13 protein-coding genes are annotated in these 12,729 nt (G+C 47.1%); 8 read left to right on the top strand and 5 right to left on the bottom strand.

Features of this window, described 5'->3' with window-relative positions; all coding sequences use genetic code 11:
- Positions 1-138 precede the first annotated feature (138 nt).
- From ACU37H_RS02810 to ACU37H_RS02830, 5 genes are all read left to right on the top strand, one after another.
- Positions 139-567: a hypothetical protein gene (locus tag ACU37H_RS02810; protein ID WP_472702841.1), complete on the top strand. Its 429-nt coding sequence runs from the start codon at positions 139-141 to the stop codon at positions 565-567.
- Positions 568-775: 208 nt separating this feature from the next.
- A complete protein-coding gene (locus ACU37H_RS02815; protein ID WP_472702842.1) occupies positions 776-1,204 on the top strand; it encodes a hypothetical protein in 429 nt (142 codons plus the stop codon).
- A gap of 330 nt (positions 1,205-1,534) precedes the next feature.
- Positions 1,535-2,521 carry an SDR family oxidoreductase gene (locus ACU37H_RS02820; protein WP_472702843.1) on the top strand — a complete coding sequence of 329 codons (987 nt, stop codon included), beginning with the start codon at positions 1,535-1,537 and terminating at the stop codon, positions 2,519-2,521.
- Positions 2,522-2,651: 130 nt separating this feature from the next.
- Complete coding sequence (locus ACU37H_RS02825; protein ID WP_472702844.1) at positions 2,652-3,041, top strand: DoxX family protein; 390 nt, start codon at positions 2,652-2,654, stop codon at positions 3,039-3,041.
- Positions 3,038-3,466 (top strand): DUF1810 domain-containing protein, encoded by a 429-nt coding sequence (locus tag ACU37H_RS02830; RefSeq protein ID WP_472702845.1) that lies wholly within the window; start codon positions 3,038-3,040, stop codon positions 3,464-3,466. The genes ACU37H_RS02825 and ACU37H_RS02830 overlap by 4 nt, the downstream gene beginning before the upstream one ends.
- A 77-nt stretch (positions 3,467-3,543) precedes the next feature.
- On the opposite strand, the gene ACU37H_RS02835 is transcribed toward ACU37H_RS02830, so the two are convergent.
- Together ACU37H_RS02835 and ACU37H_RS02840 are read right to left on the bottom strand one after the other, a co-directional pair.
- Positions 3,544-3,897: a response regulator transcription factor gene (locus ACU37H_RS02835; RefSeq protein ID WP_472702846.1), complete on the bottom strand. Its 354-nt coding sequence runs from the start codon at positions 3,895-3,897 to the stop codon at positions 3,544-3,546.
- A complete protein-coding gene (locus ACU37H_RS02840; protein WP_472702847.1) occupies positions 3,887-5,392 on the bottom strand; it encodes a PAS domain S-box protein in 1,506 nt (501 codons plus the stop codon). Before ACU37H_RS02840 ends, ACU37H_RS02835 begins: the two co-directional genes overlap by 11 nt.
- Before the next feature lie 408 nt (positions 5,393-5,800).
- Between ACU37H_RS02840 and ACU37H_RS02845 the strand changes: the two genes are divergently transcribed.
- Together ACU37H_RS02845 and ACU37H_RS02850 are read left to right on the top strand one after the other, a co-directional pair.
- Positions 5,801-6,262, top strand: coding sequence for a low affinity iron permease family protein (locus tag ACU37H_RS02845; RefSeq protein ID WP_472702848.1), 462 nt, complete (start codon positions 5,801-5,803; stop codon positions 6,260-6,262).
- Positions 6,246-6,728, top strand: a complete 483-nt coding sequence (locus tag ACU37H_RS02850; protein ID WP_472702849.1) for a CinA family protein — start codon at positions 6,246-6,248, stop codon at positions 6,726-6,728. The genes ACU37H_RS02845 and ACU37H_RS02850 overlap by 17 nt, the downstream gene beginning before the upstream one ends.
- 51 nt (positions 6,729-6,779) lie before the next feature.
- Here ACU37H_RS02850 and ACU37H_RS02855 read toward each other — a convergent pair whose 3' ends face one another.
- Positions 6,780-7,571, bottom strand: a complete 792-nt coding sequence (locus ACU37H_RS02855) for a DedA family protein (protein WP_472702850.1) — start codon at positions 7,569-7,571, stop codon at positions 6,780-6,782.
- Between the two features lie 121 nt (positions 7,572-7,692).
- Positions 7,693-9,069, bottom strand: coding sequence for a dicarboxylate/amino acid:cation symporter (locus ACU37H_RS02860; RefSeq protein WP_472702851.1), 1,377 nt, complete (start codon positions 9,067-9,069; stop codon positions 7,693-7,695).
- A 173-nt stretch (positions 9,070-9,242) separates the two neighbouring features.
- On the opposite strand from ACU37H_RS02860, the gene ACU37H_RS02865 reads away from it, so the two are divergent.
- The gene (locus tag ACU37H_RS02865) at positions 9,243-10,733 is read left to right on the top strand and encodes an amino acid permease (RefSeq protein ID WP_472702852.1); all 1,491 of its coding nucleotides are present in this window, start codon (positions 9,243-9,245) and stop codon (positions 10,731-10,733) included.
- A gap of 151 nt (positions 10,734-10,884) precedes the next feature.
- Here ACU37H_RS02865 and ACU37H_RS02870 read toward each other — a convergent pair whose 3' ends face one another.
- Positions 10,885-12,510 carry an ABC-F family ATP-binding cassette domain-containing protein gene (locus tag ACU37H_RS02870; RefSeq protein ID WP_472702853.1) on the bottom strand — a complete coding sequence of 542 codons (1,626 nt, stop codon included), beginning with the start codon at positions 12,508-12,510 and terminating at the stop codon, positions 10,885-10,887.
- Positions 12,511-12,729: the final 219 nt, after the last annotated feature.

Here is a 12,729-nt window from a genome sequence, read left to right on the forward strand (position 1 = left end):
TTGGACATCGGTATGAGTCGGCTGCACACCGATCGCTATCGGTCGCAAGCGCCCGTTTGAAATAGCTAAAAAGTGCTTAAAAAAACCATTAGGAAATGCCCATTGAGACAACGCGTATCTATCTATAAATTCTGGTTTATGATGAAAAAGACGATCTTATTTCTCTTGCAAATGCTCCTGTTCAGTGGTATTACTTGGGCTCAAACGGAGGCAGCGCAACAAGCGCAGCAAGAATGGATCTATCAACATCGTAGTGATTATATAGGTAAACCTTTTTCTTTATTATACAACGCGTTAACACTTAAACCGCAATCAGTGTGGGGAGGGATTGCACATTCTGATATGTCTATTGAACCCACTCATAAATTCTTTTATCGCGACACAGCGAACTATGATGATACAGCCTATTTTTTTTATATCACTTGGCAAACTCCCATCCCTATAGCAGAGTCTCAAAAATATCAAAAAGATATGTTTCGAGCTTTTAATCAACAGGAGTATCCAGCCTATAAGGATCTAATCATTGAGAAGCTCGAAGTATATAGAAAAGTGGGCGAACCCTGGTAAACCACGAAGACTAAATCAATATTCGATTCTAAAAGTCGCGTTTGTTAACCCTCGCGTTTTTGGACATCAATACGAGTCTGCTGCACACCGATCGTTATCATAAACAATGTGGTCGCAAGCGCCCGTTTGAAATAGCTAAAAAGTGCTTAAAAAAACATAACGAAATGCCCCTTGAGACAACGGGTCTCTATCTATAAAATTCTGGTTTATGATGAAAAAGACGATCTTAATTCTCTTGCACATGCTCCTGTTCAGTGGTATTACTTGGGCTCAAACGGAAGCAGCACAACAAGCGCAGCAAGAATGGATCAACCAGCATCGTAGTGATTATATAGGTAAACCTTTTTCTTTATTATACAACGCGTTAACACTGAAACCACAATCGATATGGGGTGGTATTGCACATTCTAATATGTCTATTGAACCTCATCACCAGTTTTTTTACCGGGATACCGCAAACTACGATGATACTGCTTATTATTTTTATATAGAATGGCAAACGCCTATCACTATAACAGAAGCCCAAAAATATCAAAAAGGTATGTTTCGAGCCTTTAATACACAGGAGTATCCGGCATATAAGGATTTAATTATTAAAAAACTGGAAGTGTATAGAAAAGTTGGTGAGCCCTGGTAAAACTGGCATTTCAGAACTCTTAAGTCAATCTCCAGAGCAGCCACAACGACGAGAAGGCAATACCACGAACCATACAACTGGCCTGACCGCCCCGCCCGCCTGCACCTTTCGGGCAGAGTCAGACGAACCACGCCCCCCTGCCCGTACAAAGGCTGCATATGTTTCCTGAACAAAATCCCCTTGCAGTCTACAGGCAACAGGGCGCATTCGTGCATAAACACATCTGCGTCTGCGCCGCCACAACCCCTTTAACTTTTCAACTTCCGGCGTCTTTCTATTTTCTATGATTGCCAATGCCTTTATGGTCTGAATTTTGAAAGTTAATACAGCATGAACAACACAAGAAAAGAACATCGGCTGAAAGGCGCGACGGTAGTGATCACCGGCGCTTCCAGCGGTGTAGGCAAAGCCACTGCACAGGCATTTGCTAAATGTGGCGCTAACCTGGTGCTGGCAGCAAGAGGGAAAGAGTCTTTAGAGTTCGCAGCTTCTATCTGCCGGCTGTCGGGCGTAAAAGTGATGGCAGTACCTACCGATGTATCCGTCGCTTCCGAAGTACAACTATTGGCGACAGAGGCTTTGAAACTCAATAACCGTATCGATTATTGGGTGAGCAACGCCGGGGTATTATCCTTCGGACCTTTTGAAGACACGCCTATCGAGGTGATCGATCAGATCATCCGGATCAACCTGATGGGCTATGTGCATGCAGCACATACAGTGTTGCCTGTTTTCAAGAAGCAGGGAAAAGGCGTATTGATCAATAATATTTCGATTGGCGGATGGATGCCTGCACCATATGGCACTGCCTACACCGCATCGAAGTTTGGCATACGCGGATTGGTAGAAGGACTACAGGCAGAGTTTTCGGCCTATCCTGATATTCATATCTGTGCGATGTATCCGGGCTTCCAGCAATCAGCGGGCATCGAACATGCAGCGAATTATTCGGGCATTAAATTAAGCACGCCGCCACCGGCGTTTGACCCCCACGATCTGGCCCATGCCATAGTAAGGGTGGCGCTTCATCCCACGCAGGCAACGTACCCTGATTGGTTTTCTTTTATTTCTAAAAGGCTCTACCAGTTTACCCCGGGCCTGATCCGCGGACTATCTGCGATGGCCATGAGAGGCATCATGAAAGTGGCCAACAAAGACGAAGACAGCCCGGGCAATGTACTACAGCCATCGGGCGGCAATATGGGCGTTCATGGCAAGACCCTGCTTCCTAAGATCCCTAAAGCCGTCCCCACGGCCCTAATGATGCTGGCGGGCCTGGCAGTATGGAAGCTGCTGGGACGTAGTAGCAGCAGGTAATCCACCTATTATCAGCAAACATCTTTCACTGCTGGCAGCGGACGAAAAGCACTGTTATTCTAAAGCGGCACCAGTGCTGATTGCCCATTGATCATTAAACACCTACAAATACTATTAAACCTTATTTACTATGAGCACACAAATGAATAAAAATTATTTATCCAGGATCACTTTAGGCGCCATGTTGATCGGAGCCGGAATTGGCCATCTGACCATCGGGAGAAAACCCTTCCGGGCGCAGGTGCCCAAAAGCCTGCTCCTTAAGAAAGACACGGTAGTGATCGGCTCCGGGATCGCAGAGATCGCTTTGGGAACGGCCGTCATTGCGGCGCCGCAGCCCTACCGGCAGATCGTGGGGCGTATTGCTGCTGCTTTTTTTGTTGGCGTATTTCCCGGCAATGTAGCACAGTATCAAAACAAGAAAAGCGCTTTCGGGTTGAACACTAATAAGAAAAGATTCGCGCGCCTCTTGATGCAGCCATTGCTGGTGGCCTGGGCCTTAAAATCCAATCAACGATGAATCACACAAGCAACTTGTCCAGGTTCCTGGACGCGCAGGAAGGTATGTATGAAACAGCCCTGAGGGAAATCAAAAGCGGGCGAAAGATGAGCCACTGGATGTGGTTCATCTTTCCCCAATTGTCGGGCCTGGGCCGCAGCCAGACAGCAACATTTTTCGCGATCCAGGGAAAAGACGAAGCGGTCACTTATCTGAAGGACCCTGTATTAGGCCCCAGGCTTTTAAACCTGTGTAAAGAGTTACTGGCGCTGGAAACGAGCGATCCTGTGCGCATTTTTGGAAGCATTGATAGTATGAAATTAAGATCTTCTATGACGTTGTTTGCGCAGGTGGCTCCGGCAGAGCCGTTATTCGAAAAAGTGCTTAACAGGTTTTACGGCGGGCATAGGGACGATCTTACTTTGCGGCTATTAAACGAAGCCTGACCAGGCTTGTTCAAAAACAGGAGCTCTATCCGGGTCTGTCTTACAGGAAAGGCTAATAAGCTACATCATTGATATACCTAAAGGAAACTTTCAACCATCGACTTGAATGAGTCAATATTGAAAGGTTTGGCGATAAAAGCGTTGGCGCCGCTTTTCAATGTTGATTCGTTTTGATGTGCAGACATGAGCAGCACCGGCACATGGCGGGCGTCCGGATCATTTTTTATCTGCTGGCAGATGTCCATCCCGTTTCCATCGGGAAGCATGATATCCAGGACGATGACATCGGGCAGGCCTTTGGTCATCTCCGCGTTGAAAGCACTGGCAGTGGGACACATGGTTAGCTTGTAGGAATCCCCGTCCAGCACCAGGGAGATCACCTCGCGAATGTCCATGTCATCTTCAACTACTACAACATTTTTATATTTCATCAACTTCCTGCTTTAAATTGGTCTTTTGTGAATACTTAGGAAGTATAAACTCAAAAGTGGAGCCTTTTCCTTTTTCGCTTTTCACGCTGATTGTACCGTTATGACGTTCAATAATTTGTTTTGATATAAATAAACCCATCCCTAATCCCGGAATATTATGGGACGGCTCCACAGCCCGGTAGAACTGGCTGAACAGATTACCTATCAGTTCCGGACATATGCCTAGTCCATTGTCCGTTATACTAACAAAAACATTGCCATCTCTGTCACCTGCCTCAACTTTTACCACGCCGCCGCCCGGAGAGTACTTAATGGCGTTGGAAATCAGGTTTACAATCACCTGTTCCAGCCGAAGCGCATCCGCCTCTAACGGGAGCTCGTCAGGCCCCTGAAACTCAAGAGTATGCGAAGCTATGCCTTTATAGGATTCGAGGATATCTTTTAACAAGGTAATCACATCAAAAGGGGCACAGCGGAGCCGCAACTGATCGGCGCTCGCCTGTGAAAACTCCAGCAGATCGTTGATCAGCAAGGACAATTTATCCACCTGTTTGATGCACCGGTTTACCAGCCGGTCGGCGGTAACAGCGTCCTCTTTGTGCGCCTTCAGCAGCTGCAGAAATCCACTCAATGAAGTGATGGGCGTCTTGAGCTCATGGGTCGTCATGGCGATAAACTCATCTTTTCGCTCATTCAATCGTTTCACTTCGGCGTATAACCGTTCCTTTTCCTCCAATACTGCCAGGCGCTCGGTAATATCGCGCGCGATCTTCGAAGCACCAATAATAGCTCCCTTTTCATCCAGGATCGGGGAAATGGTCAGCGAGATCGGGATCAACACACCGCTTTTACAGACCCTCAACGTTTCAAAGTTGACAATATTATTACCCCTGGTGATCTCGCCCATGATATAATCCTCTTCAGGCAAACGATCTTCAGGAATGATCAGGGAGATATGCTGGCCAATGGCTTCTTTTTCCGTATAGCCAAAAAGCCTTTCGGCTGCCTTGTTCCAGCTCGTGATGATCCCTTTCAAAGTTTTGCTGACAATCACATCGTCTGTATTATTAACGATGGCGGCCAGCATATTTTGCTTCTCGGCTGCCTTTTTCTGAGCGGTGATGTCACGGGCAATTTTGGACGCACCGATCACACGTCCGTTGCTGTCTTTTACCGGCGATATGGAAAGCGACAAGGGAATCTCCGCTCCCCCCTTGGTCTTCCTGATGGTTTCAAAATGTTGTATCCGCCGACCACTGCTCACCTCGCCGATGATATACTCCTCTTCATGCAGCCGGCCGGCCGGTATGATCATAGAGATATGGTTTCCGATCGCCTCCGATTCCCGGTAACCAAACAAGCGCTCTGCCGCCGCGTTCCAACTGATAATGATTCCCTGGAGCGTCTTACTGATAATGGCATCTTCGGATGAGTCAATGATGGCCGCGAGTAATGCTTGCTTTTCTTCCCCAGGAGATAATTCAAAATCACTCATTCAGTAAAACTAACTAAAAATCCATTCCAGTGATATAGCCATTTATAAAATATTTATATCCCTGGGCGAGGGCGGATTAGCCTTTACACTGGCATCGTTATTGATCGTTTTGGGGAAGAAGCCCCGGATGATAGCAATATAAATGCTAACGGAAGAAGGTCAACATCTGTTGAACACTTTAATGATATCTGCAATACCACGAACGCGAGCCGTTACAGTGGTGGGTTTCTTAAAAACGAAACGCTGTCAGCAGCACAAAACCGACTATGAAACTTTCCGGGATCGGCAATAATGCATAGAGATACCGACACGCCGTAGGTCACCGGTACTGACGCCTGCATAGGGGAAAATGGTACCCTGTTGAGCAAATAATACGCGGTTTTCAAAGGGTGTTAAAATAAAAAAACTATGAAGAAAAAAAGCGGCTTCGAAAAAATAGCGAACAAAATCACGTTATGGACCGGATCTTCCTGGGCCTTCGGCATCGCAGCAGGAACCATCCTCGTTTGGGTGATATCCGGCCCTATTTTTGGATTTTCAGATACCTGGCAACTGGTCATCAACACGGGCACAACGATTGTTACCTTTTTGATGGTATTCCTGATCCAAAAGACACAAAATAAAGACAGCAAAGCGATTCAATTAAAATTGAACGAACTGATCGCGGCCAGTCACCGGGCCAGCAACCGGATGGTGGATATTGAAGACCTGACCGAAGAGGAGCTGGATACGCTCCACCAGTTTTACCAGCGGATTGCAGACAGGGCAGAGAAAGAAGGAGACATTCACCGCTCCCACTCTATCGACTCTGCCGACGATCTGCACAAAAGCAAAAGTCATAACCTTGAAAAGAATGAAAGCGATGAATAATGTATTGATTGAAGAGTGCAGCCGCCTCCTTTCTGAACGGGGGCTAACGATTGTGTTTGCCGAAAGCGCCACCGCAGGGAGGCTGGCGTATGAGTTTTCGCGGACTGATTACTCGGGTGATGTGCTGAAAGGCGGTCTGGTATGTTACGATGCTTGTGTAAAAAAAGACCTGCTCCGGATCAGCCCTGAGCTGATCGAAACATATACAGCGGAATCGCCGGAAGTCACCCGCGAAATGGCTAAACAGATCAAATCCCTGATACCGGCTGATATCTCGGTAGCCATTACCGGTTTAACAACGCCCGGCGGAAGCGAGTCCCCGGATAAGCCTGTCGGCACTATGTTTTATTGTATTTTGTCGGGGGATCAGGTTATCGAGCGTAAGAAAGTATTCGACGGAGCGCCGGCAGAGATCATCTGTATGACGATTGATCAGATCGGAAAGAACCTGCTTCAGATCTTATAAGGTAGCACCATCATCACGCATTAGATCATAAGGTCAGTGAAAAGGGAATGATTAATCCTTTTGCTTCTCTTCAATGATATTATCGATTCTTTCTTCGCGGGCTTCCTGGATCAATGTCTCCTTACTTTTTTTACCGCCTTTGACGATCTTCAGGATCACTGGAAGCGTGGTGATGACCACGATGCCGATAATGATGATTTCAAGGTGTTCTTTTAAGTCGAACCCGAAAGCGCTCATGAGCCATTTTTGCAGGAAGTGGCCGGCAAAGATCATACTGAACACCCAGGCTACACAGCCGACAATATTATAGAACATGAACTTCGCACGCTCCATGTGTACAATACCGGCGATGATCGGCGCAAAGGTCCTGATAAAAGGAAGGAATCGCGCGACGATGATCGCGCCGCCACCGTTCTTTTCGTAAAAATCGTGCGCCTGCTCCAGGTATTTTCTTTTGAAGAAGAAGTTTTCTTTCCAGTTGTACATAGCCGGACCTACCTTGCGTCCCGTCCAGTAACCTACCATATTCCCAACAATACCGCAGAACGAAATCAACGCCCACAAAACAATCAGGTCGACCCACTCATTCTGGATATGCCCGAGTCCAAATAGTTTCATGAACTGGTAAGCAAGGCCTGGCTGGGCTGTAACACCCTCACCGATCTTATGCGCATAAATACCTGCTACGAACAACAGGGTATCTCCCGGGAGGAAGAAGCCGGCGAATAAGCCTGTTTCTGCGAATACAACAAATAACAACAGCCATAAACCGCCATTCTCAATATACCACTGTGGTTGTAGTAAATCTGTCCACTGAAATGCTGTGCTCAATAACTCAATCATGACTTTGTTTTATCGTTCTGTTCCAATTTTTTAAGCAGCTACAACCGGTTTGGGCAGCCGAGGGTATCAACAAACATCTGCATAAATAGTTTATGACACCCTGATAAATATTATCTAATTTCTACTGATCGGTGAATGTCTGCGCTTTAAGATCATCAAATTCCCCTTCCCACCTGGCAATTACGCAACTGGCTAAGGTATTTCCCATCACATTGACACTCGTTCTGGCCATGTCCATCAGCTCATCGATCCCGTAAATGGCCATAATGGGCCACAAAGGTAGTCCAAAGGTGTGAGCTGTAGCAATCAAAATCACCAGTGAAGCCCGCGGTACAGCGGCCACCCCTTTGCTCGTAAGCATCAGGGATAAACCGATCAGCAATTGCTCACCGAAAGAGAAATCGATACCTACCGCCTGGGCCACAAATATAGAAGCCAGGGATAAGTACAGAGTAGTACCATCGAGATTGAATGTATAACCCGTGGGTATTACAAAGGATACGATCTTGCGGGGCACGCCAAATTTTTCCATGTTTTCCAAAGCCTTGGGCAAGGCGGAGTCGGAGCTGGTAGTGGCAAAGGCGATGGACACCGGCTCCCGCACAGCCTGGATAAATTTCTTTACCGGTATTTTGGCAATAAAGAGCGCCACCGGCAGCAACACAAACAGGAGGAAACAAAAAAGAGCAAGGTATAAAGTGACCAGCAGCAAAGCGAGGTTTTTTAAGATATCAATTCCCAGGTGACCTACTGTTACCGCAATGGCTGCCCCCACGCCAAAAGGCGCAAAGTACATGATGATATTGGTGAACTTGAACATCGTCTCGGCCAGGCTTTCGGTAAACTCGATGAGCGGGCGCTTGCGCTGCTCCGACAACATGGCGAGCGCTATACCGAATATCACGCTGAATACTACAATCGGTAATACGTTGCCTTCATAGATGGACTTGATGATGTTTTCAGGAAAAATGTCAATGATATGATCCTGCCAGGTCTTGGGAACGGCTGTTGGCAGATCATGTAACAGCGCTTCGGGAACCACAATGCCTGAGCCGGCTTGCGTCAGATTAATAAAGATGAGCCCGATGATCAGTGCGAAAGTGGTCACTACTTCAAAATACAGCAGCGATTTCCATCCCATCCGGCCTACCTGCTTCAGGTTGCTGTGGCTGGCGATGCCCACGACGAGCGTGGCAAACAATAATGGAGCAACTATGGTTTTGACCAGCCGCAGGAATATCTTACTAAGAAATTGCAGGTTTTGTGAGAATGCCGGAAAGTCGACCCCTATCTCCACTCCCAGCGCCATCGCTACGAGTATCCAGGTGGTCAGGGATTTTTTTGTAAAAGCAAACAGGAATAAAGCGCCGATCAGCACCCAACGGGAAGTAAACAACAGCGCGTCCGGCAAAGGCCGGATCTCAAAGCTGAATACATGTAACACAGCTACTAAAGTAAAAAGGATCAACGCGATCAGTCCTGCTTTTTTTTTGGTCATAATATATTATAATGTTCTCGAAATTAGCTTTTGCAACCTGGTAAAACTCGGTAAAGTAGCGGATATTCTACGTAACTTCCAAAAGTTTTGTTAAGGCATTTGCAATTATTCCTTATTTTTCGGTCGTCAAATCAATTTATAAAAAATAATATACCACCTCAAAGTAGATACTTATGGGATTATTTACTAAAAAACCGTTAAGCATTTTATTGACAGAAGCCAGTGACTCAGAAAAAGGATTAAAGCGTACGTTAAGCGCGGGCGGCCTTGTGGCATTGGGTATTGGAGCGATTATCGGAGCCGGACTTTTTTCGTTGACAGGTATCACTGCCGCTGACAATGCGGGGCCGGCCGTTGTATTCTCTTTTATCATTGCTGCCGTTGGTTGCGCGTTCGCAGGCTTGTGCTACGCCGAGTTTGCGAGCATGATCCCCGTAGCGGGTAGTGCATATACTTATAGTTATGCCACCATGGGAGAATTCATTGCATGGATCATTGGCTGGGATCTGGTCCTGGAATATGCATTAGGTGCCGCGACGGTGGCGGTTAGCTGGTCCCAGTACATGGGTAAGTTTTTGGACTCTGTAGGCATTCATCTTCCGAAGGCGCTGCTCTACGGCCCCTGGGATGAAGTCAATGGCGTAAGCATGGGTGGCGTCGTTAACCTGCCGGCCATTATTATCGTTTGCCTGTTGTCGCTGTTATTAATAAGAGGTACCAAAGAATCTGCTTTGCTGAATAACCTGCTGGTAATATTAAAGGTATCGGTGGTAGTGGTATTTATTATTTTGGGATGGGGCTTTATCAATCCCGCGAATCACACGCCGTTTATCCCTGAAAACGCAGGAGAAACGATGTGGAAGTCTGGCGAGATGAGCTTCGGACAATTCTTTACAAGCGATTATTTCGGTCATTTCGGATGGAGCGGTATTTTAAGAGGTGCGGGCGTAGTGTTCTTTGCCTTCATCGGTTTTGATGCGGTAAGTACGGCTGCCCAGGAAGCGAAGAACCCGCAAAAAGGCATGCCTATTGGTATTATCGGATCGCTGGCCATCTGTACCGTATTATATGTGCTGTTTTCTTATGTGTTGACAGGTCTGGAAAACTACACAGCTTTTCGCGGTGATGCCAGCCCCGTTACTACGGCCTTTGCGCAAACCGGTTATACCTTCCTGAATTCAGGCCTGACCATCGCGATCATTGCCGGTTATACTTCTGTAATGCTGGTGATGCTGATGGGCCAGAGCCGCGTGTTTTACAGCATGAGCGTAGATGGTCTGTTACCAAAGTTCTTCAGCACCCTGCACCCGAAGAACAGAACCCCATGGAAAACCAACGTGGTGTTTATGATCTTTGTGAGCTTGTTTGCCGGTTTTATTCCTGTATCTGACCTGGGACATATGGTAAGTATCGGTACCCTGTTTGCTTTCTCACTGGTTTGTATCGGTGTGATCGTGATGCGCAAAACCAATCCGGATGCCATCCGCGGGTTCAGAACACCGCTGGTGCCTGTGATTCCTATCCTGGGTATCATTGTGTGCGTAGCGCTGATGGCGGGTCTACCTGTGGAAAGCTGGGAACGTTTAGCGATCTGGCTGGCTATCGGGCTGATCATTTATTTCGGCTACGGTAAAAAGCACAGTAAGCTCCGTAACAAAGAGTAATTACAGTTTTATCTTTTTATATAGAGCCGCCTCCGTCTGGAGGCGGCTCTTTTTGTGATACTTCAGAGGTTTGCAAGCGCGCAGGCTTCCGGTCACAAACGAAAAAAGGTACCCTTTTGAGGTACCTTCGTCTTTATAAGATCTTTGAGCCCTATGCATACATTTCTTCTCTCAGTGCTTTCACCCGCTCATCTTCGAGATACTCATCAAAGGTGGACAGCCTGTCGATAATGCCTTTAGGCGTCAGCTCGATGATCCGGTTGGCCACTGTTTGCATGAAGGTATGGTCATGGCTGGTCAGCAATACCACACCGCTATACACCGTACACTGTTCGTTGAAGCTCTGGATACTTTCCAGGTCGAGGTGGTTGGTAGGCTGGTCGAGCACGATGCAATTGGGATTTTGCAGCATCATTTTACTGATCATGCAACGCACTTTCTCTCCCCCGCTCAATACGGTTGTTTTCTTCATCACGTCCTCCCCGCTGAAAAGCATCTTGCCCAGGAACCCGCGAAGGAACGGCTCGTCGACGTCTGTAACATGCGATGGCACATACTGGCGCAACCAATCCATCAGGTTGAGGTCTTCCTGGAAATATTCTCCATTCTCTACCGGCAGGTAGGCCCTGGTGATCGTGGTGCCCCACTCGAAGCTGCCTGAATCCGCTGTCGCTTTTTCATTGATGATATTGAAGAACTGGGTCACGGCGAGCGGGTCACGGCTGATGAAAGCTATTTTATCGCCTTTGTTGACGCTAAAGGTAACATCTTTGAATAGCGGGCGGTCTTCCAGGCTGGAGCTCAGCTTCTCGGCATTGAGGATCTGGTTTCCCACATCACGGAGCGGCTGGAAGATGATGCCCGGATATTTGCGATAGCTGGGCTCGATTTCCTCGATCGTTAATTTTTCCAGAGCTTTTTTACGGCTGGTCGCCTGTTTACTTTTGGAAGCGTTGGCACTAAAGCGCGCGATAAAATCGAGCAGATCTTTCCGCTTCTCTTCCATCTTTTTGTTCTTGTCTGCGATCTGGCGCGCCATCAGCTGAGAGCTCTCATACCAGAAGGAATAGTTACCGGTAAATATTTTGATCTTAGAGCGATCCACATCGGCAACGTGCGTACATACAGCATCTAAAAAGTGACGGTCGTGGCTCACAACCAAAACGATATTCTCATAATCCGCGAGGAAATTTTCGAGCCATCCGATGGTTTCAATATCCAGACCGTTGGTAGGCTCATCAAGCAGCAGAATATCGGGGTTGCCGAACAATGCCTGCGCAAGTAACACCCGCACTTTCATGTTGGAAGGAATATCCTTCATGAGCATCTGGTGCATATCGTCTTTGATGCCCAAACCGCTTAAAAAGTTACCGGCATTGCTCTCCGACTCATATCCGCCCATTTCACCGTACTCTGCTTCCAGCTCTCCTGCTTTCATGTAATCGTCTTCGGTAGCATCAGGATTGGCATAAATGGCGTCACGCTGGTGCATGACATCCCACATTTTTTTATGCCCCATTAACACGGTATTCAATACGGTCTGATCATCAAATTCAAACTGGTTCTGCTTCAGCACCGCCATGCGTTCGCCGGGCGTGATACTGACCGTTCCTTTGTTAGGCTCTATCTCTCCACTTAAAATTTTCAGGAAGGTTGATTTTCCCGCACCGTTGGCTCCGATCACACCATAACAATTGCCTTTGGTGAAATTGACATTGACGTCTTCAAAAAGCACACGCTTGCCATATGCGAGTTTAAGATCTTTTACACTTATCATTACTGACTATTTTTTAAGGCTGCAAAGGTAGTTTAAAGTTATAAGGTGGAAAAGTTTCAACCCGTAAAACCTCGCCGCAAACGTTTTCGTAGCGGCTTTGCGGGGATTGCGCCAAACAAAAGAACACATCAATCGCAATTTTATTTATCTTTCCACGACAGACTGCAGCGTCCAATCAGCTGTCATTGAGGATGGTAACATACATCACGCTTTGCCTTT

The sequence above is a fragment of the Niabella sp. ZPM-14 genome, from assembly GCF_055693045.2.